General features: G+C 62.5%; 24 protein-coding genes. 11 read left to right on the forward strand and 13 right to left on the reverse strand.

The genetic code is table 11. The features are described from left to right. Positions 1-52: 52 nt before the first annotated feature. Together rpsO and LMG28727_RS06070 are read right to left on the reverse strand one after the other, a co-directional pair. Positions 53-325 carry a 30S ribosomal protein S15 gene (gene rpsO, locus LMG28727_RS06065; RefSeq protein WP_074763524.1) on the reverse strand — a complete coding sequence of 91 codons (273 nt, stop codon included), beginning with the start codon at positions 323-325 and terminating at the stop codon, positions 53-55. Between the two features lie 218 nt (positions 326-543). Then, positions 544-1872 carry a branched-chain amino acid ABC transporter substrate-binding protein gene (locus tag LMG28727_RS06070; RefSeq protein ID WP_201641424.1) on the reverse strand — a complete coding sequence of 443 codons (1329 nt, stop codon included), beginning with the start codon at positions 1870-1872 and terminating at the stop codon, positions 544-546. Positions 1873-2062: 190 nt separating this feature from the next. Here LMG28727_RS06070 and LMG28727_RS06075 point away from each other — a divergent pair, with 190 nt between their 5' ends. Next, positions 2063-2614 carry a hypothetical protein gene (locus tag LMG28727_RS06075; RefSeq protein ID WP_201641425.1) on the forward strand — a complete coding sequence of 184 codons (552 nt, stop codon included), beginning with the start codon at positions 2063-2065 and terminating at the stop codon, positions 2612-2614. A 120-nt stretch (positions 2615-2734) separates the two neighbouring features. Here LMG28727_RS06075 and LMG28727_RS06080 read toward each other — a convergent pair whose 3' ends face one another. From LMG28727_RS06080 to LMG28727_RS06105, 6 genes are all read right to left on the reverse strand, one after another. Beyond that, entirely contained in the window at positions 2735-4282 is a 1548-nt protein-coding gene (locus tag LMG28727_RS06080; protein WP_201641426.1) for a 2-isopropylmalate synthase, read from the reverse strand. Positions 4283-4711: 429 nt separating this feature from the next. Continuing rightward, positions 4712-5581, reverse strand: coding sequence for a CDP-diacylglycerol--serine O-phosphatidyltransferase (gene pssA / locus LMG28727_RS06085; protein ID WP_201641427.1), 870 nt, complete (start codon positions 5579-5581; stop codon positions 4712-4714). Positions 5582-5605: 24 nt separating this feature from the next. Continuing rightward, a complete protein-coding gene (locus LMG28727_RS06090) occupies positions 5606-6244 on the reverse strand; it encodes a phosphatidylserine decarboxylase (RefSeq protein WP_074763519.1) in 639 nt (212 codons plus the stop codon). A gap of 122 nt (positions 6245-6366) precedes the next feature. Then, positions 6367-7383 carry a ketol-acid reductoisomerase gene (ilvC, locus tag LMG28727_RS06095; protein ID WP_074763518.1) on the reverse strand — a complete coding sequence of 339 codons (1017 nt, stop codon included), beginning with the start codon at positions 7381-7383 and terminating at the stop codon, positions 6367-6369. 109 nt (positions 7384-7492) lie between these two features. Next, positions 7493-7984 carry an acetolactate synthase small subunit gene (gene ilvN, locus LMG28727_RS06100; protein ID WP_042327505.1) on the reverse strand — a complete coding sequence of 164 codons (492 nt, stop codon included), beginning with the start codon at positions 7982-7984 and terminating at the stop codon, positions 7493-7495. A gap of 134 nt (positions 7985-8118) precedes the next feature. Beyond that, positions 8119-9882 (reverse strand): acetolactate synthase 3 catalytic subunit, encoded by a 1764-nt coding sequence (locus LMG28727_RS06105; protein ID WP_201641428.1) that lies wholly within the window; start codon positions 9880-9882, stop codon positions 8119-8121. Between the two features lie 363 nt (positions 9883-10245). On the opposite strand from LMG28727_RS06105, the gene LMG28727_RS06110 reads away from it, so the two are divergent. From LMG28727_RS06110 to LMG28727_RS06155, 10 genes are all read left to right on the forward strand, one after another. Continuing rightward, on the forward strand, positions 10246-10809 hold the full coding sequence (locus LMG28727_RS06110) for an RNA polymerase sigma factor (protein WP_074763516.1): 564 nt from the start codon (positions 10246-10248) through the stop codon (positions 10807-10809). Then, positions 10806-11234, forward strand: a complete 429-nt coding sequence (locus tag LMG28727_RS06115; protein ID WP_201641429.1) for a DUF3619 family protein — start codon at positions 10806-10808, stop codon at positions 11232-11234. Before LMG28727_RS06110 ends, LMG28727_RS06115 begins: the two co-directional genes overlap by 4 nt. A 16-nt stretch (positions 11235-11250) precedes the next feature. Further along, positions 11251-12018, forward strand: a complete 768-nt coding sequence (locus LMG28727_RS06120) for a DUF3106 domain-containing protein (RefSeq protein WP_201641430.1) — start codon at positions 11251-11253, stop codon at positions 12016-12018. Positions 12019-12031: 13 nt separating this feature from the next. Continuing rightward, complete coding sequence (locus LMG28727_RS06125) at positions 12032-12553, forward strand: RDD family protein (RefSeq protein WP_201641431.1); 522 nt, start codon at positions 12032-12034, stop codon at positions 12551-12553. Between the two features lie 125 nt (positions 12554-12678). After that, entirely contained in the window at positions 12679-13617 is a 939-nt protein-coding gene (locus LMG28727_RS06130; protein WP_201641432.1) for a UDP-2,3-diacylglucosamine diphosphatase, read from the forward strand. Between the two features lie 32 nt (positions 13618-13649). Then, complete coding sequence (locus LMG28727_RS06135; protein ID WP_201641433.1) at positions 13650-14681, forward strand: glycosyltransferase family 4 protein; 1032 nt, start codon at positions 13650-13652, stop codon at positions 14679-14681. After that, on the forward strand, positions 14681-15364 hold the full coding sequence (locus LMG28727_RS06140; RefSeq protein ID WP_201641883.1) for a diacylglycerol kinase: 684 nt from the start codon (positions 14681-14683) through the stop codon (positions 15362-15364). The genes LMG28727_RS06135 and LMG28727_RS06140 overlap by 1 nt, the downstream gene beginning before the upstream one ends. A gap of 338 nt (positions 15365-15702) precedes the next feature. Continuing rightward, complete coding sequence (locus LMG28727_RS06145) at positions 15703-16428, forward strand: TetR/AcrR family transcriptional regulator (protein WP_201641434.1); 726 nt, start codon at positions 15703-15705, stop codon at positions 16426-16428. Between the two features lie 2 nt (positions 16429-16430). Further along, positions 16431-17015: an LOG family protein gene (locus tag LMG28727_RS06150; RefSeq protein WP_201641435.1), complete on the forward strand. Its 585-nt coding sequence runs from the start codon at positions 16431-16433 to the stop codon at positions 17013-17015. 198 nt (positions 17016-17213) lie between these two features. Then, positions 17214-17960 (forward strand): SDR family oxidoreductase, encoded by a 747-nt coding sequence (locus tag LMG28727_RS06155; protein WP_201641436.1) that lies wholly within the window; start codon positions 17214-17216, stop codon positions 17958-17960. 221 nt (positions 17961-18181) lie between these two features. Here LMG28727_RS06155 and LMG28727_RS06160 read toward each other — a convergent pair whose 3' ends face one another. From LMG28727_RS06160 to sugE, 5 genes are all read right to left on the reverse strand, one after another. Further along, positions 18182-18898, reverse strand: a complete 717-nt coding sequence (locus LMG28727_RS06160) for a DUF924 family protein (protein WP_201641437.1) — start codon at positions 18896-18898, stop codon at positions 18182-18184. After that, positions 18891-19304, reverse strand: coding sequence for a group II truncated hemoglobin (locus tag LMG28727_RS06165; RefSeq protein ID WP_201641438.1), 414 nt, complete (start codon positions 19302-19304; stop codon positions 18891-18893). Before LMG28727_RS06165 ends, LMG28727_RS06160 begins: the two co-directional genes overlap by 8 nt. A 111-nt stretch (positions 19305-19415) precedes the next feature. Further along, positions 19416-22004: an ABC transporter permease gene (locus tag LMG28727_RS06170; RefSeq protein ID WP_201641439.1), complete on the reverse strand. Its 2589-nt coding sequence runs from the start codon at positions 22002-22004 to the stop codon at positions 19416-19418. Further along, positions 22001-22612, reverse strand: a complete 612-nt coding sequence (locus LMG28727_RS06175) for a DUF4126 domain-containing protein (RefSeq protein WP_201641440.1) — start codon at positions 22610-22612, stop codon at positions 22001-22003. Before LMG28727_RS06175 ends, LMG28727_RS06170 begins: the two co-directional genes overlap by 4 nt. Positions 22613-22891: 279 nt before the next feature. Beyond that, entirely contained in the window at positions 22892-23212 is a 321-nt protein-coding gene (gene sugE, locus LMG28727_RS06180; protein WP_201641441.1) for a quaternary ammonium compound efflux SMR transporter SugE, read from the reverse strand. Positions 23213-23337 lie beyond the last annotated feature (125 nt).

The raw sequence follows: 23337 nt of genomic DNA on the forward strand, positions 1-23337 counted from the left end.
AATGCCTGTATCAGTGGAACTGACACAGGCATCTTGCTGAACGACTGGCCGATTACTTACGCAGACCCAGCTTCTCGATCAGGGTGCGGTAACGATCCGCGTCCTTACCCTTCAGGTAGTCGAGCAGCTTACGACGGCGGCTCACCATGCGCAGCAGACCGCGGCGGCTGTGGTGGTCCTTCGAGTGTGCCTTGAAGTGAACGGTCAGTTCGTTGATGCGGGTCGTGAGCAGCGCGACCTGAACTTCGGGGCTGCCGGTGTCGTTAGCTGCGCGTGCGAATTGCGCAACGACTTCGGACTTCTTGCTTGTTTCAACTGCGGACATGTCGATTTCCTTAAGAACTAGACAGGCGGTCACGGAAGAAAGGCCGTGCCGTGGATTACCCCATTAGCATTGCAGCACGACTCACGAGAAGACGACACTGCTTTACAACGGGACGCGTATTGTAGCACAGCGCGATCCGGCCGCGAACCCCGCTCTACCGGGCCTGCTTCCGATCCACACTAGATGGACGGGCGCCGCTCAGCCCTTGGCGGCACGCGTCAGGGCCGCTGCATTTTGCAAACGGTCGGCAGAACGGTGCGTTCGGCTGGCAACGCCAGCACCGTGCGGAACCCGTAGCCGGAGCCTTCATTATCGAAATGCACGCCAGACGTGCCGGCCTTGTCCATCTGCATGACGTAAAGGGGCTGAATCAGCTGGTGGTCGTCGGCGCGCATCCACGATGCGTGGAAACCGTTGTCGAACCGGATTCCTTCGAGCGCATGCGCCACTGCGGTCGGGTCCGCGCTGCCGGCGCGGTTCATCGCCGCGGCGAGGGTTTCGATCATCAGCGGCATGCGCAGCACCGGATAATCGTCCTGCGCAGCCGGGAAACGGGTCCGGAAGGACGCATACCAGGCGTCCGAGGCCGCGCCGCCGGCATTCGGATGCCAGTCTGCGACGGCGATCACATGACCGACACCCGCATCGCCGAGCGCGGCCGGCGCGCCAAGGCTATTGCCGTAGAACGTGTAAAACTTCGTGTCCAGACCCTGCTCGCGCGCCGCTTTGACCAGCAGCGTCAGGTCGTTGCCCCAATTGCCGGTGATGACCGCGTCCGCGCCGCTTGCACGAATTTTCGCAATATAGGGCGCGAAATCCTTTACCCGGCCAATCGGATGAAATTCATCGCCGACCACCGAAATATCCGGACGCTTCGCTGCGAGTGTCGACCGGGCGAGGCTGCTAACGTCGTGGCCAAAGCTGTAGTCCTGGTTGAGCAGATACACCTTCTTCACGGACTGATCACGCTGGATCACATCGACCAGCGCGTCCATCCGCATGCCCGCGTGAGCGTCGAAGCGGAAGTGCCAGAAGCTGCAGTTGGCGTTGGTCAGCGCGGGGTCGTCGGCGGAATAGTTGAGGAATAGCTCGCGATTGCCCGGCTCGCGGCTGTTCTGTTTGTCGATCGCGCCGATCAGCGCGGCGGCGACCGCCGAGCTGTTGCCTTGCATGATGTAGCCGATCTGGCGGTCGGCTGCCGCGCGCAGCTGCATGAGCGCTTCTTCGGTGCTCCCCTTGCTGTCGAGCACGACCAGTTCGAACGGATGCGCGCCGTCGGCGAGCTTCACGCCGCCCTGCGCATTCACCTGTTCCACGCCAAAGCGCAGATTGCGCTCGACCGCCGCGCCCGCGTTGGCGAACGGGCCAGACATCCCTTCGATCAACGCGAGCTGGATCGGCGCGCCCATCGGCTTGGCGCCCGGCTTGCCCGGCGCGGCCGCGGATGGCGCTGCCCCCGGAGTGGTGGTTGCCGCCCCCGCACAGGCCGTCGCGGCCATTGAAATTGCCGCCAGCGCCGCTACTGCCGCCCGTTGCCACTTCGCCATCGTCACTGCCCCGCCTGAATCGTAGAAGCGCGGATCATAGGACGACCCGCACGGAATAAGCAAGCCACCCTGTCCGTTACCGTACTTAGCCGCGGAGCCTGCGCGAAGCGCGGTTCTTTTGCCGTAGCGCATGTCAAAATAATGCGTCTCGATGATAAAAACCGCTACCTAGACGCCATCGGAGGAAACCATGTTCAACCGCCACCACTTCACGGCGGCCTCGACCGCAACGCCGGCTGCCGGACGGTTGCGCCGCGCGGCGCTCGTCTGTCTGAGCGCCCTGACCCTGGCCGGCTGCGTCCAGCCCTGGCAGCAATACCAGCAAGGGGCGGACGAATCGACCATCGTCGCGCGCCTTGGGCCGCCGCGCGAAACCTACGACCTGCCGGACGGCGGCAAACGCCTGATGTGGCCGACCCAGCCGATGGGCGAAACCACCACCGCCGCCGACATCGACGCGGCCGGCAAGATCGTGAACGTGCGTCAGGTGTTGCAGCCCAACGAGTTCTACCGCGCGCAGATTGGCCAATGGACCAAGAGCGACGTGCTGGTGAACTTCGGCCGTCCGGTCGAAACCGCGTACTTTCCGTTGATGAAACGCGAGGTCTGGACCTACCGCTACCTGGAAGACAATGTCTGGTACATGATGTACAGCTTCTATTTCGACGATCAGGGCATTGTTCGGCTGACACAGAAAACGCCGGATCCGCTGCACGATCCGGATCGACGCGCGCTGTTCTAAACGCAAGCTCAAACGCGACACCGATGCGGTAAAACAAAAAAGCCCCGCGCCTTCACTGGCGCGGGGCTTTTTCACATTCAGCTTCAGCCGACCGCCGTCACACCGTCCCTGGCGGATGCCTCACTCCGAACGCTGCGGATTCAATTTATTCACGTTCGAATACAGCTTGTTCAACGCCGAGATATAAGCCTTCGCAGAAGCCGCGACGATATCCGGATCAGTGCCCACGCCGTTGACGATGCGCCCACTCCTGGACAACCGCACCGTCACTTCGCCCTGCGCCTGCGTGCCGGTCGTAATCGCGTTGACCGAATACAGCAGCAACTCCGAACCGCTGCCCACTTCCGTTTCGATCGCATTGAGCGTGGCATCGACCGGGCCGTTGCCGCGCGCTTCGCCGGTGATCTCCTTGCCTTCCATCGAGAACACGATCTTCGCGTGCGGCTGTTCGCCAGTTTCCGAATGTTGCGACAGCGACAGAAACTTGTAGTGCTCCTTCTCCTGCGCTTCTGCCGATTCTTCCGTGACGATCGCGAGGATGTCCTCGTCGAAAATTTCCGACTTGCGGTCGGCCAGTTCCTTGAAGCGCGCAAAGGCGGAATTCAGCTCCGCTTCGCTATCGAGAGCAATGCCGAGTTCCTGCAGACGTTGCTTGAACGCGTTGCGGCCCGATAGCTTGCCGAGCACGATCTTGTTCGCACTCCAGCCCACGTCTTCGGCACGCATGATTTCGTAGGTGTCGCGCGCCTTCAGCACGCCGTCCTGGTGAATACCGGATGCGTGCGCAAACGCATTCGCACCGACTACCGCCTTGTTCGGCTGCACGACAAAACCGGTGATCTGCGACACCAGCTTCGACGCCGGCACGATCTGCGTCGTATCGAGACCGACGTCGAGGCCGAAGTAATCCTTGCGCGTTTTCACCGCCATCACGATTTCTTCGAGCGACGTATTGCCAGCGCGCTCGCCGAGACCGTTGATCGTGCACTCGACCTGCCGTGCGCCGCCAATCTGCACCCCGGCCAGCGAGTTCGCGACCGCCATGCCCAGGTCGTTATGGCAATGCACCGAGAAAACCGCCTTGTGCGAGTTCGGAATGCGCTCGCGCAGCGTTTTCACCAGTTGGCCGTACAGTTCCGGCACGCCGTAACCGACCGTATCCGCGATATTGATGGTGGTCGCGCCTTCGGCAATCACGGCTTCCAGCACGCGGCACAGAAAGTCCATGTCGGAACGGCTGCCGTCTTCCGGCGAAAACTCGACGTCGTCCGTGAACTTGCGGGCGAACCGCACCGCCAGTCTGGCCTGCTCGAACACCTGATCCGCTGTCATGCGCAGCTTCTTTTCCATATGCAGCGGCGACGTTGCGATGAACGTGTGGATGCGGAAATGATCGGCCGGCTTGAGCGCGTCGGCTGCGCGCTGGATGTCTTTGTCGTTCGCCCGGGCCAGCGAGCAGATCGTGCTGTCCTTGATCATCCCTGCGATCGTCTGGATCGCGTCGAAGTCGCCGTTCGAGCTCGCCGCGAAGCCGGCTTCGATCACGTCCACTTTCATCCGCTCGAGTTGTTTCGCGATGCGGATTTTCTCTTCCTTCGTCATCGATGCACCGGGTGATTGCTCGCCGTCACGCAACGTGGTGTCGAATATGATCAGTTTGTCGGACATGTCGGGGCTCCTGGGGAGTCGTTCGATTGGGGGATCGGATCGTGGAGTGTCGCGGTTCGCATGACCGCTGCTGACGCTCATCCGCGAAATGATGCTGGCGGAAGGCAAACAGGCGAGCACGGGGACTGGCCCGGCGTCGGCGCAGACTCGGTGCGGCGGACGCGCCTGACGCCGGATTCACCACGCCAGCATTGGCTCGGCTCGCCTCGCCGCAACAAAGCGGTTTGCAGAGGCCCAACTTGAGATTCGCGTGGCGGCGCAAACGGAAACCCAACGCAGGTATCCAACGACTATAACGGCATTCCCAGCACCGTGCAATTAGCGCCGGACCTGCCTGCCAACGGCATTGCAAGGGCCTGCTCAAACGAAAAACGGCAGCCCGAAGGCCGCCGTTTTTACGATATGAACAGGGAGCACCGCGTAGCGCCGTTACCTGTCGTGCGCCACCGAACGAGCCGGATTTGCCCGGCCCCGCAACGCCTGGTAGCCCCAGAAAACGTAGCCCGACAGACCGTACAGCACGAACAGGCCGAACAGCATCAGCGGCGGATCGGACGACACCAGCACGAACGCGACCACCACCAGCAGAATCACGCCGAACGGCACGCGATGGCGCACGTCGAGCGCCTTGCCGCTGTAGAACGGCGCGTTCGACACCATCGTCACGCCCGCATAGATGGTCAGCACGAACGCGACCCACGGCAGCCAGACCAGCTTCAGCGGCACGCGGTTATCGGTGGCAAGCCACACGAAACCGGCGATCAGCGCCGCCGCAGCCGGGCTCGGCATGCCCTGGAAAAACCGCTTGTCGACCACGCCGATGTTCGTATTGAAGCGCGCCAGCCGCAAAGCCGCGCCCGAACAGTAGACGAACGCCGCGAGCCAGCCCCAGCGGCCCAGGTCCTTCAGAATCCACTCGTACATCACCAGCGCAGGCGCCACGCCGAACGACACCATGTCCGACAGGCTGTCGAACTGCTCGCCGAACGCGCTTTGCGTATGGGTCATGCGGGCGACGCGACCGTCCATGCCGTCGAGCACCATCGCGACGAAAATCGCGATCGCCGCGATCTCGAAGCGCACGTTCATCGCCTGAACGACCGCGAAGAACCCGCAGAACAGCGCGGCCGTGGTGAACGCGTTCGGCAGCAGATAAATGCCGCGCTTTCTCAGGAACTGCTGACGCTGCGCGCGCCGGCTGTCGACAGCCGACGACTCCGCCGCCATCGGCTTGTTGCGGCGGAACGGACGCGGCAGCTGTCCGCTGTTACGGGGTCGACGCGGTTTGAATGCGGCCATTCGGAAAACCTCCTGTATGCCGCTTTAGAGTTCAGCGAGGATCGTGGACGACGCGGAGACCTTCTCGCCGATCGACACACGCGGACGGCTGCCCAACGGCAGATACACGTCGACGCGCGAGCCAAACCGGATGAAACCATAACGCTGGCCACGGGTAAGCGGCTCACCCGCGCGTACGTAGCAAAGAATGCGCCGTGCAATCAAACCGGCGATCTGAACCGACGTCACCGTCTGCCCGCCCGCCATTTCGATCACGACCGCGTTCCGCTCGTTTTCGGTCGACGCTTTGTCCACGGCGGCATTCAGATAAGCGCCCGGGAAATATTCGACCTTGGAGATCGCACCATCCACCGGCGAACGCTGTGAGTGGACGTTGAACACATTCATGAACACGCTGATTTTCAGCGCTTCGCGATTGGCGTACGGATCATGCGCAGTCTCGACTGCGACGATGCGGCCGTCAGCCGGGCACAGCACCGCGTTGGCCTGGGTGGGGATCGGACGGGCAGGGTCGCGGAAGAACTGCACGACGAAGATCAGGATCAGCCAGAAGAGCCACGCAAAACCGAACCCCGCGAAGGCGTGAACCAGTAATGCAACAACAGCCGCGATGGCGATGAACGGCCAGCCTTCTCGCGCGATGATCGGATGAGGGTAATTCATGGATGGCTTCTGTATTTTTGTAAAACCGTAGGATAGCAAAAGCCGCCCAGGGTTCAGCACCCTTGGACGGCTTTTTGATTTGTCCGGCTGTTACGACGTTGCCGGACCTTTGCAACCCATGCTTAGTTCTTCGACTGGTCGACCAGCTTGTTCGCAGCGATCCACGGCATCATCGAACGCAGCTTTGCACCGACCGTTTCGATCTGGTGCTCAGCCGTCAGGCGGCGACGCGATTGCAGCGTCGGTGCGCCAGCCTTGTTTTCGATGATGAAGCTCTTTGCGTACTCGCCCGTCTGAATGTCGGTCAGCACAGCCTTCATCGCCTTCTTCGTTTCAGCCGTCACGATACGCGGACCCGTCACGTACTCGCCGTACTCGGCGTTGTTCGAGATCGAGTAGTTCATGTTCGCGATGCCGCCTTCGTAGATCAGGTCGACGATCAGCTTCAGTTCGTGCAGGCACTCGAAGTACGCCATTTCCGGCGCGTAGCCAGCTTCAACCAGCGTTTCGAAACCAGCCTTGATCAGGTCGACCGTACCGCCGCACAGAACAGCCTGTTCGCCGAACAGGTCGGTTTCCGTTTCTTCGCGGAAGTTCGTTTCGATGATGCCGGCACGGCCGCCGCCGTTCGCCGCAGCGTACGACAGAGCGATGTCACGTGCGGCGCCCGACTTGTCTTGCGCAACAGCGATCAGGTGGGGCACACCGCCACCTTGCGAGTAGGTGCCGCGAACCGTGTGGCCCGGTGCCTTCGGTGCGATCATGATGACGTCGAGGTCAGCACGCGGGATCACTTGACCGTAGTGAACGTTGAAGCCGTGTGCGAATGCCAGCGCTGCGCCTTGCTTGGCGTTAGCGTGCACTTCCTTTGCGTAGACTTCTGCGATCTGCTCGTCCGGCAGCAGCATCATGACGACGTCTGCGCCCTTGACGGCTTCTGCCACTTCCTTGACTTGCAGGCCGGCGTTCTCAGCCTTGCTCCACGATGCGCCGCCCTTACGCAGGCCAACGGTGATGTTCACGCCGCTTTCCTTCAGGTTCAGCGCGTGAGCATGGCCTTGCGAGCCGTAGCCGATGATGGTGACTTGCTTGCCCTTGATGAGGGAGAGGTCGGCGTCCTTGTCGTAGAAAACTTTCATGTCAGTTCCTTGGCTAAATTCGATGATTCAGTGAAATTCAAATACTGCGAATAGTGTGCTGCTGGCCGGGTTGATCGGGTACTGCCCAGCCGTTCGATCGTGACGCGCGTCAGACCTTCAGAATGCGCTCGCCGCGCCCAATGCCCGAACTTCCGGTACGGACCGTTTCGAGAATGGCCGTGGAATCGAGCCCTTCGATGAAGGCGTCGAGCTTGTCGGCCGCGCCCGTCAGTTCGATCGTGTAGGTCTTTTCGGTGACGTCGATGATGCGGCCGCGGAAAATGTCCGACATCCGCTTCATCTCCTCACGTTCCTTGCCGACCGCCCTTACCTTGATCAACATCAGCTCGCGTTCGATGTGGGCACCCTCGGTAAGGTCGACCACTTTCACCACCTCGATAAGGCGGTTCAGATGCTTCGTGATCTGTTCGATCACGTCGTCCGAGCCAATGGAGACGATGGTCATGCGCGACAGCGAACGGTCTTCGGTCGGAGCCACCGTCAAGGTTTCAATGTTGTAGCCACGTGCCGAGAAGAGACCAACCACGCGTGATAACGCGCCCGGTTCGTTTTCCAGCAGGACTGAAATGATGTGTCTCATGTTTCGCTTCTTCCAGATGTTTTGTCGATGTCCGCGAGCGGTTCGGCGCCGCTTCGTCCGCTGTCGCCTTTTTTGAAGACGTGCGTGACGAAGCCGGCGCTGGGCTTACTTGAGTAAGCCCAAACGAGCCGCCGTTATAGATCTTCCGAACCCATGAGCATCTCGGTGATGCCCTTGCCGGCCTGAACCATCGGCCAGACGTTTTCGGTCGGATCGGTCTGGAAATCGAGAAACACAGTGCGATCTTTCAGGCGCAGTGCTTCCTTGAGCGCCGGCTCGACATCGGCCGTGCGTTCGATACGCATGCCGACATGGCCGTACGCTTCGGCGAGCTTCACGAAGTCAGGCAGCGCATCCATGTACGAATGCGAATAACGCTTGCTGTATTCGATCTGCTGCCACTGGCGCACCATGCCCAGATAGCGGTTGTTCAGCGAAATGATCTTGATGGGCGTCTCGTACTGCTTGCAGGTCGAGAGCTCCTGGATACACATCTGGATCGAGCCTTCGCCCGTGATACAGAGCACGTCGTCGTCCGGGTGCGCCATCTTCACGCCCATCGCCGCCGGCAGACCGAAGCCCATCGTGCCGAGACCGCCGGAATTGATCCAGCGACGCGGCTTGTTGAAGCGATAGAACTGCGCGGCCCACATCTGGTGCTGGCCGACGTCGGAACACACGAAGGCATTGCCGTCGGTCAATTCCCACGCCTTTTCCACCACGTACTGCGGCTTGATGATGTCGCTCTTGCGGTCGAACTTCAGGCAGTCTTTCGCGCGCCAGGCTTCGATGTCTTTCCACCAGTCGGCGAGGGCCGCGGTGTCCGGGCCATGCTCGGCGGTCTGCAACTGTTCGATCAGCTCTTTCAGCACTTCCTTCACGTCGCCGACAATAGGAATGTCGACCTTGACGCGCTTGGAAATGGAAGAAGGATCGATGTCGATATGGATGATCTTGCGCGGACGCGACGCGAAGTGCGCCGGGTCGCCGATCACGCGGTCGTCGAAGCGCGCGCCAATGGCGATCAGCACGTCGCAGTGCTGCATTGCCATGTTGGCTTCGTACGTACCGTGCATGCCGAGCATGCCGAGGAATTTCTTGTCGCTCGCACGGTAGCCGCCCAGACCCATCAACGTGTTGGTGATCGGGTAGCCGAGCAGGTCGGCGAACTGGTTCAGCTCACGCGATGCGTCCGCGAGAATGATGCCGCCGCCGGTGTAGATATACGGGCGCTTCGCCGACAGCAGCAGCGAAACCGCCTTGCGGATCTGACCGGAGTGGCCCTTCGTAACCGGGTTATACGAACGCAGCGACACGCTCTTGAGCGGTTCATATTGGCAAGGCGCCTTCGACACGTCTTTCGGAATGTCGATCAGCACCGGGCCGGGACGACCGGTACGGGCAATGTAAAACGCTTTCTTGACGGTAGCGGCGAGGTCGCGCACATCTTTCACGAGGAAGTTGTGCTTCACGCAAGGACGCGTGATGCCGACCGTATCGCACTCCTGAAACGCATCCTGACCGATCGCGGCAGTCGGCACCTGGCCGCTGATCACCACCATTGGAATCGAATCCATGTAGGCGGTCGCGATGCCAGTCACCGCATTGGTGACGCCGGGGCCGGAGGTCACGAGACACACACCGACATTGCCGGTGGAACGCGCATAGGCGTCGGCGGCGTGGACCGCGGCCTGTTCGTGACGCACGAGGACGTGCTGGAATTTGTCCTGCTTGTACAGCTCGTCGTAAATGTAGAGTACCGAGCCGCCGGGATAGCCCCAGATGTATTCGACGTTCTCGTCGGCCAGTGCCTTCATGAGCACGGTGGCGCCGATAGAGTCAGCATCCTGATGGGGGGTCGTATCCGACGTGGAGAATTCCGCGCTGGGCATATTCATTTATTCACCTTTCGAATTTTCGGCAAAAAATTGATCGGGTGCTCTCTGCCGGGCTCGTGACTCGGGTTCAAGCGGCGCGTCCAGTTGACAGGTGAGCTTCTTGGGCCACACCTCAATTGAGACAACTCACTTATGTTGCGAACCAGCGAAGATATCTGCAGATGGACGCGCGGTCAAGCAAATATTGCCTTTGCGCCCTGCCCCCGAATCCACGCTGACCGTCATCCTTCTGCAATTTTTGTTATCGAAATGCAAGCCAGGACATGTTTCACCCCAGCCTTCACAAAAGTTTGTTAGCATCCGCGAGCTTTACGACATTTTTCGACCGATTACGCGCACGCTCGCTGCGCCGACCCCCAACGGATGGCATCAGACAAGGAACTCGCCGACTTTCTGGCGGGCGTCGAAAGGCGCGCATTCAAGCAGACGGTCTACGCCGTGCGGGACGACGACGCCTCGCTGGATATCGTGCAGGACGCGATGATCAAGCTCGCCGAAAAATACGGCGACCGTCCACCCGCCGAACTTCCGCTGCTGTTTCAGCGTATTCTGCAAAATGCAATGCACGACTATTTCCGTCGTGCGAAAGTACGCAATACCTGGGTGAGTCTGTTTTCGTCGCTGGGCAACGCCGACGACGACGAATTCGATCCGCTGGAAACATTCGAAGCCCAGCAAGGCTCGGCCGGCGCCGAGAGCAATGAGCAAAAACTCGAACGCGAACAGGTATTGCAACTGATCGACGACGAGATCCAAAAATTGCCGGCACGTCAACGGGAGGCGTTTCTCATGCGTTATTGGGAAGATATGGATGTCGCCGAGACTGCCGCCGCGATGGGCTGCTCCGAAGGCAGTGTGAAAACGCACTGTTCGCGGGCCACCCACACGCTGGCGCAAGCGCTCAAGGCCAAAGGAATCACGCTATGAGCTCCCTCGAAACCAAAGAACTCGAGTTCGCCCGCCAGGTGCGCCGCGCACTCGACGAAAACGCCGCCAGCATTGCCCCCGCCACCGTCGACCGACTCGCCGCGGCGCGCCGTGCCGCGCTTGCCCGCAAGAAGCCCGACACGGTCAGTGCGCCGGTGTTCGTGCCCGCATTCGCCGGCGCGGGCATGCCGACCGGTCTCGCGCAACCCGAACTTCCGCAGCGCCGCCGCTCGAAGCTGAGCCGCTTTGCGCTGGCGTGGCCGCTCGCTGCGCTGGTGGCGAGCCTGATCGGCATTGCGTACTGGGAAGACCAGCAGCGCACCGCCGAACTCGCCGATATCGATGCCGCCATGCTTAGCGACGACCTGCCGCTCAATGCCTATCTCGACCACGGCTTTAACGCGTACCTTTCACGCGCCCACTGAGCGGGAGATTCTTCGGGTGAGTTACAAGCGCGGCCTGGCCGTTGTATTCGGATGCGCGATCGCGGCTCTGGTGTCGTTCGCCGCGACCTATCCGCGCTTTCACCCGGGCACGTCGCCTGCCAGCGGCCCGTCGGCCGGCAGCAATGCGACCGCCAGGGCTCCCGCCCCCACCCTCGCTGTCGAGTTACCGGATCTGGCTGGCAGCACCAGCCCGCTCGCGTGGTCACGCCTGACGTCAGCCGAACATCTCGCGCTCGCCCCTTTCGAAGCCCAGTGGGATTCGTTCAGCGACGAGCGCAAGCGGAAATGGATCAAGATCGCGTCGCGTTATCCAAAAATGTCGCCGGATACGCAAAAACGCCTGCATGACCGGATGAGCGAGTGGGTGCGCATGACGCCCGATCAGCGCCGTGTCGCCCGTGAAAACTATCAGGTGTCGAAAGAGTTGCCGCGCGAGACCCGTCAGAACGCGTGGAAGGCTTATCAGCAGTTGTCGCCGGAACAGAAGGAAAAGCTGGCCGCCAGCGAGCGTAAGCGGCGGCCTAGCGTCGTCAGTGCGCCGCCGTCCGGACATAACGAAATCAAAGGGATCGACCGCCTCGTCAACGCGCGCGAGCATGGCGCGAGCGGCGTAGCGGCGGCAAGCGCAGCGGCAGCCGAGGCATTGCCGGGTCCGGCGGCCGCATCCGGCGTTCCGGCCACGCCGGCTGCGGGCAGTTTCGTCCCCGCCACGCCCTTGCCCGTTTCGCCCGCCGACGCGCCGTCGATCTTCAAGGGTTCCTGAGCGGACCGCCATCGTGTCCCAGCCCCTGACTACCTCATCCCTGCCCGCCGATGCGCCCAGCATCGTCCCCACCGTCCGTCGCCGGCTCGCTGCGCTGCTTTACGAGGCACTGATCCTGTTCGGCGTGGTGTTTATCGCCGGCTATCTGTTCAGCACGTTGACGCAGCAACGCAACGGACTGACCCATCACAACCTGCTCGCAGCGTGGATCGGCCTCGTGGTCGGCGTGTACTTTGTCTGGTTCTGGACGCACAGCGGCCAGACGTTGCCGATGAAAACGTGGCGCCTGCGCGTGGTCGCGGCTGACGGCTCACCGCTCTCCACCGCCCGCGCAATCGCCCGCTATGTGCTCGCGTGGTTGTGGTTCCTGCCGCCGCTCGCGCTGCATCCGCTGCTGGGTCTGCGTTTGCCGCAGACGCTGGTGATCGCGGGCATCTGGTTCGTGCTGTGGGCCGCCACCGGCCGCTTCGATCCGCAACGTCAATTCCTGCACGACCGCCTCGCGGGTACCCGCATCATCGGCGTCACTCGCTGAATCCGCTGTCTTCCCGGCAACACGCCCGACAACACGCCCGGCAGTAATAAGAACTTCTCATGACTGTCATGGCACAGTCACGCGCGCCTGGCTCAATACGGGCACTGCAACTCGACGCGTGAGCCATGGACCCCAAAACGTCCGCGACTTCCCTGTTCCGCCAGACCGGCCCGAGCGTCGACTCCGTCGCGTTCCTCCCGGAACCCAGCCCCAGTCACGGTTTGCCGTTACCCGTGACGCCACCGCAAGACAGCCACGCCAGTCATCCCGAAGACGAGCACGCCGATCCGCATCGCTACCGCACGATCTGGCTGTCCGACATCCATCTCGGATCGAGCGGTTGCCAGGCGAACTATCTGCTCGATTTCCTGCGCCATAACGAGTCGGAATATCTGTACCTCGTCGGCGACATCATCGACGGCTGGCAGTTGAAAAAAGGCTGGTACTGGCCGCAGGCGCACAACGACGTCGTGCAGAAGGTGCTGCGTAAAGCACGTAAAGGCACTCAGGTGATCTACGTGCCGGGCAATCACGACGAAGCCGCGCGCCAGTTCTGCGACCTCGCGTTCGGCGACATCCACGTGCGTGGCGAAGCGTTTCACACGACGCTCGCCGGCAAGCGGCTGTGGATCGTGCACGGCGATCTGTTCGACGGCGTGATCCAGCACGCGAAGTGGCTCGCCTACCTCGGCGACACGCTCTACACGATGATCCTGGTCCTGAACCGCTGGTTCAACCGGATCCGCAACCGGCTCGGTTTCCCGTACTGGTCGCTGTCGCAATACCTGAAGCATCAGGTGAAGAACGCGGTGAATTTCATCTCGTCGTTCGAAACCGTGATGACCGACGAAGCGCGCCGCCGCGGCTGCGACGGCGTGGTCTGCGGGCATATCCATAAAGCCGAGATGCGCGATATCGACGGCGTGCTGTATTGCAACGACGGCGATTGGGTCGAGAGTCTGTCGGCACTCGTCGAGACATACGAAGGCGAACTCAAAGTGATTTACTGGACCGTGATGCGCGCCCCGGAAGCCGGCGCTCAAAAGGCCCGGGCGACCGCGTAGTGCCTCTTACCACTTCAATTGGGCCGAAACCGATGAAGATCATGATCGTCACCGACGCATGGGAACCGCAGGTCAACGGCGTCGTGCGTACGCTGAAAAACACCACGCGCGAGCTGAGCGCGCTCGGTCACCGCGTCGAGTTGCTGACGCCGCTCGAATTCAAAACGATTCCGTGCCCGACCTATCCTGAGATTCGTCTGTCGCTGCTGCCGGGCCGCAAGCTGCGCGCGCGCATCGACGCGTTCGCGCCCGACGCGCTGCATATCGCCACCGAAGGCCCGCTCGGCATGGCCGCACGCGCTTATGCGATCCGTCATAAGTTGCCGTTCACCACCGCGTATCACACGCGCTTTCCGGAATATGTGCAGGCGCGCTTCGGCATGCCGCTGTCGGCGACGTACAAGTTTTTGCACTGGTTCCACAAGCCGTCACTGGCCGTGATGGCGCCTACGCCGGTCGTCAAACAGGACCTCGAAAAATTCGGCTTCACGAATGTGGTGCTGTGGACGCGCGGCGTCGACCTCGAGATTTTTCATCCGATGGACTCGAAGGTGCTCAACTCCGCGCGTCCGATCTTTTTGTACGTGGGACGCGTGGCGGTCGAGAAAAACGTCGAGGCGTTTCTGAAGCTCGATCTGCCGGGTTCGAAGTGGGTCGCGGGTGAAGGCCCGGCGCTCGCCGAACTGAAGTCGCGCTATCCGTCGGTCAACTATCTAGGCGTGCTGACCCAGGCCGAACTGGCGAAGGTGTACGCGGCCGCGGACGTCTTCGTGTTCCCGAGCCGTACCGATACGTTCGGACTCGTGCTGCTCGAAGCGCTCGCGTGCGGCACGCCGGTCGCAGCCTATCCGGTCACGGGCCCGATCGACGTGCTCGAAAACGGCGGTGCCGGCGCGATGAACGAAGATCTGCGCGAGGCCTGTCTCGAAGCACTGAAGATCGACCGCGAGCATGCGCGCGCGTGGGCGGAACGCTTCTCGTGGGCAGCGGCATCGGCGCAATTCGCTGCGCATCTGAAGCCGCTGCCGCATACCTCGTATCGCGAGGAAAGCGCCGCCGCGTGATGCGGAGCGCGGAGCCGTCCATGCGAAGCAGCTCATCCACAGTGAGACGCGCCGTCCGTACCGACGGCGAGACCGCCAGCGTCGAGCCGTTCGACGATGTCAGCGAACTTGGCGCGCCCGCGCCCGCGCACGGTTTGAATGGCGTGAATGGCGTCAATAATGTGAGCGGGATCAGCGGCGCCGGCAGCGCTGATCCCGCGGACGAGGCCGGCGGCAACCCGCCCGGCCACGCTCCCGACACCCAGCACGAACCGCTCAGCCCCGACGATCCGCTCGCGCCGATGCCCTTCAATCCGTACAAGGGCAATCGCGGCCTCACCCGCGCGTGGCACGCGATGAAAAACTCGCTCGCCGGGTTTCAGGTGGCGATCCGCGAGGAGAGCGCGTTCCGCCAGGAACTCACGCTCGCCGCGATCCTGATTCCGTGCGGCGTGCTGGTGCCGGTCGATCCGGTGTCGCGCGTGCTGTTGCTCGGCTCGGTGCTGCTGGTGCTGATCGTCGAGTTGCTGAATTCGAGCGTGGAAGCGGCGATCGACCGGATTTCGCTCGAACGCCACGAGTTGTCGCGCCGCGCCAAGGACCTTGGCAGTGCGGCGGTGATGGTGGCGCTCGGCATGTGTGTGATGACGTGGGGGCTGATCGTCGGGCCGCTGGTGGTCCGGTGGGTCGGCGCGTGGCTGTGAGGATTGGCATGCGTGTGGCGACGACGATGTGAGCACATGCGACGCTCGAATCCCATGACGGGCGCCCCCTCACCGATTTACCGACCGGCCGGCGCAACGACACATCCAAGCGGTAAAAAAGAGCGAAGCACCCGTGCAGAAAAGCCAAAAACCAATCTAAAAGTGTCCGCGGCACGGCTTTGCCTCGTCCGGATTTATTCGCCGCACGAAAACGCTGAGGATAAGAACGCACGGTTTATAATCGTCCGACAGACCTATATACCAACCGCGTCCGGGTGGATCACGCAGCAGCGGCATGCCGCCACGCGCACAGCCCGGCGTAACCAGGGCCGGACGACATGGAAGCCAAACCTCCCCGCCGCACGCGCGAACGGATTCTCGAACTCTCGTTGAAGCTGTTCAACGAAATCGGCGAGCCGAACGTCACGACGACGACCATCGCCGAGGAAATGGAAATCAGTCCAGGCAACCTGTACTACCACTTCCGCAACAAAGACGACATCATCAACAGCATCTTCAGCCAGTTCGAGCAGGAGATTGAAAAGCGTCTGCGTTTCCCCGACGACCATCGCGCGACCATCGACGAAATGTGGTCGTATCTGCAATACATGGTCGACTTCACCTGGCGTTACCGTTTCCTGTATCGCGACCTGAACGACCTGCTCGCGCGCAACCGCACGCTCGAAACGCACTTCAAGCAGATCATCAGCCACAAGGTGCGTTTTGCCGGGCAGTTCTGCGAGCAACTCATCGCCGACGGCGAAATGGTCGTCACGCCCGAAGAGATGCAGGTCATCGCGACCAACGTCGGCGTGATCGGCACTTACTGGCTGTCGTATCAGTTCGTGATGAATCCGCGCAAGTACAACGAGCAGGAAGCGATTCGCGCGGAGCTGCATCAGGTGAGCGTGCAGATCGTGTCGCTGATGGCGCCTTATCTGCGCGGCCGCTCGCGGCAGATTTTCGACGACCTCGTGTCCGGCAAGCTGCCCAAGCGCGAGTTTTACGACTATCTTCCGCCCAAGGAAGGCGCCGCGCCCCGCAACGAACCCAAGGACGTTTAAGCATGAAGGCGGTGTGTGTGTATTGCGGCTCCGCCAACGGAGCCAAACCTCTTTATACGGAAGCCGCGCGAGCCTTCGGCCGCGCGCTGGTCGAAGCCGATCTGGCGCTGGTCTACGGCGGCGGCAAGGTCGGCCTGATGGGCGTGATCGCCGACACGGTGATGGCCGAAGGCGGCCGCGCAATCGGCGTGATTCCCGAGCTGCTGGTCAACAAGGAAGTCGGCCATAACGGGCTGACCGAGTTGCACGTCGTGCCCGATATGCATCATCGGAAAAAGATGATGGCGGACCTGTCCGACGCGTTTGTCGCGATGCCAGGCGGCGTGGGCACGCTCGAAGAGTTCTTCGAGGTCTTCACGTGGGCGCAACTCGGCTATCACCAGAAGCCGGTGGCGTTGCTGAACATCGACGGCTTCTACGATCCGTTGATCAACCTGCTCCAGCACACGGTCGACGAAGGCTTCATGCGGCAGGCGTATTTCGACATCCTTCAGGTCGACGCAGACCCTGCTGCACTGATCGGCAAGCTGCAACGCTATGAGCCGCCTGTCGCCGACAAGTGGGCGATCAAACGCGACGCCGTTTGACCCGGCGTAACCCGCCCGGCGCGTGAGCGGCTCAGGCCTCGCGTGAGTCGATTGCGGCTCGTTTCTGTCGCACGCCGCGCGCCTTGGCCGCCCCCGCTTCCTGCATGCCGCGCGTGAGCGCGAGCGAGATCCGCTGCGCGATCCGCACAGTCAGCGCGGCCCGCACAGCCCGCATGCCCCCCAAACAATGAGGTTGCAATGACGAAAGCCGTTCTGATCACAGGTGGAAGCCGCGGCATTGGCCGCGCGAGCGCGCGTCTACTCGGTGCGCAGGGCTGGTCCGTTGGGGTGAACTACGCGCAGAATCTCGCCGCTGCCGAGCAAACCGTCGCGGAAGTGGAGCGTGCCGGTGGCCGCGCGTTGCCCATTCCCGGCGACGTCGCGAACGAAGCCGATGTGATCGCGATGTTCGACGCGGTTCAACAGAAGTTCGGCCGGCTCGATGCGCTCGTCAACAACGCGGGAATCGTCGCGCCGTCGAGCCAGCTCGCCGACATGGACCTCGCGCGGCTGAAGCGCGTGTTCGAGGTCAACGTGCTCGGCGCGTATCTTTGCGCGCGCGAAGCCGCGCGGCGCATGTCGAAGGATCGTGGCGGCGCAGGTGGCGTGATCGTCAATGTGTCGTCGGCGGCGGCGCGGCTGGGTTCGCCGAACGAATATGTCGATTACGCCGGTTCGAAAGGCGCGATCGACACGATGACGCTCGGCCTCGCCAAGGAACTCGGCCCGCAGGGCGTGCGCGTGAATGCGGTGCGCCCTGGGCTGATCGATACGGAAATTCATGCGAGCGGCGGCAAGCCCGATCGCGCCGCCCAGCTGGGCGCGTCCACGCCGCTGGGCCGGCCTGGCAGCGCAGATGAAGTGGCGCAATCGATTGTGTGGCTGCTCAGCGATGCGGCCTCGTATGTGACCGGCGCGATACTCGACGTTGCCGGCGGACGCTAGGCATAGCGCCGCCCGCGCAACCCGCGGCTAGACACCGCGCGTTTCCCCTTCCCATCACGAGTTCCCATCTAATTGCCGAGAAGTGCGCGCACGCCGGACTGCCCTGCGGACACGGGCAATGTTCGATTGGAAAGCAGAGGGTTGTCCCGTTCCGGGTTCCCACGAACCTGCAGCCAGCGTAATGGCTGCGGAGATCTCTAGATGAGGAGCACCGGACGCCGCTAAAAAGACGAGCCGCGCTTGCTCAAAAACGCGATCTCCTCAGCGGTCGATGCACGCCCCAGCACGGCATTCCGATGCGGGAAACGTCCAAAGCGCTCGATGATCGCCGCGTGCCGCTCGGCGAACCGGTAGTACGACTTGCCGCCCGGCTCCGCTTCGAGCTGCTTGAACAGACGCAGCGATTCGCGCTGGCTGGCCGGCGTTTCGTCGTGTTCGAACGGCAGATAAGCGAACGCGCGATGATGCGCGCCAGGCAATAATCGATCGCCCCCGCTCGCAATCAGCCGTTGCGCGACTTCCAATGCTTTGTGATCGGCGGCGAACGCACGCGGCGTATTGCGGTGACAGTTCCGCGAAAACTGATCCAGCACGATGATCAGCGCCAATGCGCCAAGTGGGGTTGCTTGCCAGCGGTCGGGCGTGGCGTCATTTGTGGCCGCGTTTGCCACCGTGTTTGCCGCCGCGCTCTCCACCGCGCCGTCCACCGCGCTTTCCACTCCATTCGCCGCGTCGATCAGCTCACCAAAGCGCTCACGCAACATCGCGTCGAACGCCTTGTCGCGCGCAAACCAGAGCTTGCGCTCCTGGCCGAAAGCCGGCGAACCCGGCTCACCGAACCAGCAATCCAGAACCGCGCGGGCGTCCGGGGCGAGCGCGGCATAATCCGCCGACATCGCACCGCACGCTTCGCCCGGCTCCGGCTCCCGCTCAACCATTGCGATTGCGCATCCAGTCAGCGGTCTCGAAAAACGACGCGAGCAAGCGCTCCCGCAGCGGGTCGTCCAGACCGATATCTTCCATCGCCCACGCCATGCATCGGAGCCACTGATCCCGCTCGCTGGAAGCAATCGGAAACGGCATATGCCGCGCACGCAACCGTGGGTGACCAAACCGGCTGATGTAGTGATCCGGGCCGCCCATCCAGCCGCACAAAAACCAGAAGAACTTGTCGCGCGAACCGTCGAGCGACTCCGGATGCAACGCGCGAATACCGGCGAAATCCGCTTCGAGATCCATCAGGTCATAAAACCGGTCGACCAGTTCGCGCACGCGCGCCTCGCCGCCTACCAGATCGAAGGCCGACGGCTTGGCCGTGGTCACTTCGTCGTTCAAATCGCTCATAACCTGCCCATCAAACCAAAAACAACCTTAAAAACAACCAGAAAGAAAAGCTGCGCAAATTCAGCGTGCAACCCGGCGCACAGCCCGGCGCACAACCCTTCACTCAAGCCGTCACGCGTCCCGCAGCGACTGCAGCGCGGGCCGTGCCAGCACATGCCGCAAGCTCAGCCAGCCGCCCACGCCCGCGCAGGCGACACCGGCCGCAATGCCGGCAGGCAGCAGCCACGGATCGAAGCTGAGAGAAAACTCGAACACGCGAGTCGCCAGGATCCAGCCGATAATCTGCGCGCCCACCGCCGCCATCAACCCGGCCAGCGCACCGACCGCGACAAACTCGGCAACCTGCACTGCTCGCACCTGCTTGTGCGACGCGCCCAGCGCGCGCAGCAGCGCGGATTCTCGCATACGCTCGTCACGCGTGCCGGCAAGCGCCGCGTACAACACCAGCACGCCCGCCGCGAGCGTGAACGCGAACAGAAACTGCACCGCGCCGATTACCTGCTGCAACACGCGCTGGATCTGCGCGAGGATCGGACCTGTGTCGATCGCGGTGAGATTCGGATAGGCGGCGATCAGGCCGTCAATGGTCGACTGTTTTTCCGGCGGCAGATGGAAACTCGTGATGAACGTCGCCGGAAAATCCTGCAACGCGGCAGGCGGCATCAGCACGAAGAAGTTCACCCTGAACGAGCCCCAGTCGAGCTTGCGCACGCTCGTCACCGGCGCGTCGATCTGCAAACCGGTCACATCGAAACGCAGTGTGTCGCCTGGCTTCACGTTGAGCAGCTTGGCGAGCCCCTGCTCGATCGAGATCTGCGGCGTCTTCGTGTCGCCGTACCAGTTGCCGGCGGCGATCCGGTTGTCGTCGGGCAATTCCGTCGTGTACGACAGATTGAATTCCCGGTCCACCAGACGCTTCGCGTCGTCGCCCTTGAACGAATCCGGATTGACCGGCTTGCCGTTGATTGACGTCAGCCGCCCGCGCACCATCGGCGCGAGCACCGTGCCGGGCACGCCGTGCGCGTCGAGATAGTGCGTGACGGCGTCGCGCTGATCGGGCTGGATGTCGATGATGAATTCATTCGGCGCATCGGGCGGTGTCGATTTGCGCCAGCCGGCGACCAGATCGTCGCGCGTCATCGCGATCAGCAGCAGGCACATCAGGCCGATGCCGAGCGCGGTGATCTGCAATGCGCTGGCACTGCTGCGCCGTTCGAGCGATGCCAGCGCGTAACGCCAGCCAATTCCCGCATTCACCCGCTCGCTGCGCACGAAGCGGGCTGCGCCCCACAGCGCCAGCCGCGCAATGCATGCGAACACCAGCAGTCCGCCTGCAAAGCCGCCCGCGACGATTCCGCCGAGCTTCAACTCGCCCGCCGCAACGATCAGCAACCCGGCGAACAAGACGATGCCGAGCGCGTAGGCGGCCCACGCAGTGCGCCCGGCTTCGCCCCATTCGCGACGCAGCACGCGCACCGGCGGCACGCGGGTAAGCGGCAACAGCGGCGGCAACGCGAAACCGAGCAGCAGCACGAGACCCGCCGCAATGCCTTCGAGCGCGGGCCATCCAGTCGGATACGGCAGCGCGACGTCGATCAGCGAACCGAGCCATGTCAACAACGCGAGATGGCCGAGAAAACCCAGCCCGACACCCAGCGCGCCGCCGATCAACCCGAGCCCGACGAATTCCAGCGTAAACAGCGAACGCAGCGCCCTCTGACTGACGCCCAGACAGCGCATCGCCGCACAGCCGTCCAGATGCCGGCGCATATAACGATGCGCAGCCATCGCAATCGCCACCGCCGCGAGCAGCGCGGTCAGCAACGACACGAGCGTGAGGAAATGACTCGCGCGATCGAGTGTCTGGCGCACTTGCGGCTGGCCGTCCTGCAACGATTCGAGCGCGACGCCGCGCATCTTGCCGCCGTCTACCTTGTCGTGCGCGAACTGTGCAAAGCGCCCCACCGCTGTATCCGCGCCTGCCACCAGCAACCGGTAAGTCACGCGGCTGCCGAACGTGATGAGCCCGGTCGACTGGACTTCATCGGCGCGCAGCATCAGACGCGGCGAGAAATTGACGAACGAAAAGCCCCGATCGAGCTCACGCGTGATCACCGCGCCGATCGTGAAGCTGCGATTGCCGACCTTCACCGGATCGCCGACATGCAGCTTCAGCGCATCGAGCAGCGCCTGATCGACCCACACGGTGCCCGGCGCCGGAATCGATTGAGCGGGATGGTCCGCTGCGCCCGGCGCGGAGGTGATCCGCAGCGCCCCCCGCAGCGGATAACCCGGCGACACCGCCTTCACCGCGGCCAGCCGCGAAACCGGCTGCGCGCCGGTCGAGTTGATCATGCTGGGGAAGATCGCCGTGCTGGCCGTGTTAAGACCCAGCGTTCTGGCCTGTTCGGTAAAGACCGGATCGACAGGATGATCTGCGCGGACGATGAAATCGGCGCCGATCATGCGCCGCGCGTCGCGCTCCAGTCCCTGATGCAGCCGGTCAGCCAGAAAGCCGACACTCGACAAAGCCGCGACGGCCAGCACCAGCGCCAGCAGCAGCATCGTCAATTCGCCTGCGCGCCAGTCGCGCGCCGTCATGCGGATAGCCTGGCGCAACAGATCCATGCCGCCGAAACGGCGCGCCGGCTTCAACCCTGCGTTAGCGCGCGCCGTGGAACCCCGTACCGTATCGCTCAATCGTGCCTGCTCCTGGCAAACCGCGACACCATATGGGTCGCCATGCCGCGAAAACCGCCCTGCACGCCGCGCCAGAGCCGGGGCAATGCCCAGCCGGCCAGCATCAGGAAGCCCACCATCAACACCAGAAAGATCAGCGGCACGAACAACGCCAGCAGCATGCCGCCGACCACCAGACCATCTTCAGCGGTCGACGTCACGACATTCGACACCGGTTCCGGCGACAGATTGATCAGCGCGCGCGTGCCCGCTTTCGCCAGATGCGCGGTGCCTGCCAGCGTGCCGCCCGCGAGCGCGGCGACCGTCAGCAACGCCGGATCGGCATGGCCGAGCGCACCGGCGGCCAGCACCGCGCCAGCCGGAATGCGGATGAACGTGTGAATCGCGTCCCATAGCGAATCGAACGCGGGAATCTTGTCGGCGAGAAATTCGGTGATGGTCAACACCGCCGCCACGCCGATTACCCACGGCGACGACAGCGCGGACAGCGTATCGGGAAGATGGATCAGGCCGAGGCGTTCGAACACGCCGGCCAGCAGGACCGTCAGATAGAGGCGCAGGCCGCTGCCCCATGAGAGACCCGCAGCAAGCGAAAGTGATTCAAGCATGGCCGCCTCCAGGCGCGCTGTGCGTGCCGGGCGCTTCGACGGGCGGGTCGGAGAAAAGCCCGCCTCGAAGTCGTCAGACCCGCGCCAAGCCGGCCGCGCCAAAGTGGCCGCGGGCAACGTCAGATGTATTCCATCTCATTATAGCCACGTTAATTCACCGGCCGCAGCGAGTAATTAATTGGTGGCTTCAACTGATGTAGAACCGACACACCGATCGGCATACCGGCCGTATTCTCGCGGAATTGATTAACTCGCCGAATCAGGCAATAAAAAAGAAACTCAATGCCCCGATGACAGCTTCAGCCCAATCAATCCGATCACGATCAGCGCTGCACTGGCGACCCGCGCTACCGTCAGCGCCTCGCCCATCATCACGATCCCGAAGATGAATGCGCCGACCGCGCCGATCCCCGTCCATACGGCGTAGGCGGTGCCGAGCGGCAACTGGCGCATCGCGACGGCGAGCAGCGCGAAGCTGCCGAGCGCGGTCACGATCGTGAACACGGACGGCCACAGGCGCGTGAAACCTTCAGAAGTTTTGAGACCGGCGGCCCACGCAACTTCGAGCAAACCGGCAATCAACAGAAGAAACCAGGACATGAGACAGCTCCATAAAAGAAATGGGGCCGTCCCCGTTTGTGACCAATCCGTAAGGTCGTCCTTACGAAACGTAATTATATCAAAATGAAGTCTTCGCTGAATTGCGACGCGCAGAACGTTAAATC

The organism is Paraburkholderia metrosideri, assembly GCF_904848625.1.
GTDB lineage: Bacteria > Pseudomonadota > Gammaproteobacteria > Burkholderiales > Burkholderiaceae > Paraburkholderia > Paraburkholderia metrosideri.

Bases quoted from the DNA above. Each gene is read 5' to 3' on its own strand.
- rpsO (WP_074763524.1), bottom strand. From the start codon at position 325: ATGTCCGCAGTTGAAACAAGCAAGAAGTCCGAAGTCGTTGCGCAATTC.
- LMG28727_RS06070 (WP_201641424.1), bottom strand. From the start codon at position 1,872: ATGGCGAAGTGGCAACGGGCGGCAGTAGCGGCGCTGGCGGCAATTTCA.
- LMG28727_RS06075 (WP_201641425.1), top strand. From the start codon at position 2,063: ATGTTCAACCGCCACCACTTCACGGCGGCCTCGACCGCAACGCCGGCT.
- LMG28727_RS06080 (WP_201641426.1), bottom strand. From the start codon at position 4,282: ATGTCCGACAAACTGATCATATTCGACACCACGTTGCGTGACGGCGAG.
- pssA (WP_201641427.1), bottom strand. From the start codon at position 5,581: ATGGCCGCATTCAAACCGCGTCGACCCCGTAACAGCGGACAGCTGCCG.
- LMG28727_RS06090 (WP_074763519.1), bottom strand. From the start codon at position 6,244: ATGAATTACCCTCATCCGATCATCGCGCGAGAAGGCTGGCCGTTCATC.
- ilvC (WP_074763518.1), bottom strand. From the start codon at position 7,383: ATGAAAGTTTTCTACGACAAGGACGCCGACCTCTCCCTCATCAAGGGC.
- ilvN (WP_042327505.1), bottom strand. From the start codon at position 7,984: ATGAGACACATCATTTCAGTCCTGCTGGAAAACGAACCGGGCGCGTTA.
- LMG28727_RS06105 (WP_201641428.1), bottom strand. From the start codon at position 9,882: ATGAATATGCCCAGCGCGGAATTCTCCACGTCGGATACGACCCCCCAT.
- LMG28727_RS06110 (WP_074763516.1), top strand. From the start codon at position 10,246: ATGGCATCAGACAAGGAACTCGCCGACTTTCTGGCGGGCGTCGAAAGG.
- LMG28727_RS06115 (WP_201641429.1), top strand. From the start codon at position 10,806: ATGAGCTCCCTCGAAACCAAAGAACTCGAGTTCGCCCGCCAGGTGCGC.
- LMG28727_RS06130 (WP_201641432.1), top strand. From the start codon at position 12,679: ATGGACCCCAAAACGTCCGCGACTTCCCTGTTCCGCCAGACCGGCCCG.
- LMG28727_RS06135 (WP_201641433.1), top strand. From the start codon at position 13,650: ATGAAGATCATGATCGTCACCGACGCATGGGAACCGCAGGTCAACGGC.
- LMG28727_RS06140 (WP_201641883.1), top strand. From the start codon at position 14,681: ATGCGGAGCGCGGAGCCGTCCATGCGAAGCAGCTCATCCACAGTGAGA.
- LMG28727_RS06145 (WP_201641434.1), top strand. From the start codon at position 15,703: ATGGAAGCCAAACCTCCCCGCCGCACGCGCGAACGGATTCTCGAACTC.
- LMG28727_RS06150 (WP_201641435.1), top strand. From the start codon at position 16,431: ATGAAGGCGGTGTGTGTGTATTGCGGCTCCGCCAACGGAGCCAAACCT.
- LMG28727_RS06155 (WP_201641436.1), top strand. From the start codon at position 17,214: ATGACGAAAGCCGTTCTGATCACAGGTGGAAGCCGCGGCATTGGCCGC.
- LMG28727_RS06160 (WP_201641437.1), bottom strand. From the start codon at position 18,898: ATGGTTGAGCGGGAGCCGGAGCCGGGCGAAGCGTGCGGTGCGATGTCG.
- LMG28727_RS06165 (WP_201641438.1), bottom strand. From the start codon at position 19,304: ATGAGCGATTTGAACGACGAAGTGACCACGGCCAAGCCGTCGGCCTTC.
- LMG28727_RS06175 (WP_201641440.1), bottom strand. From the start codon at position 22,612: ATGCTTGAATCACTTTCGCTTGCTGCGGGTCTCTCATGGGGCAGCGGC.
- sugE (WP_201641441.1), bottom strand. From the start codon at position 23,212: ATGTCCTGGTTTCTTCTGTTGATTGCCGGTTTGCTCGAAGTTGCGTGG.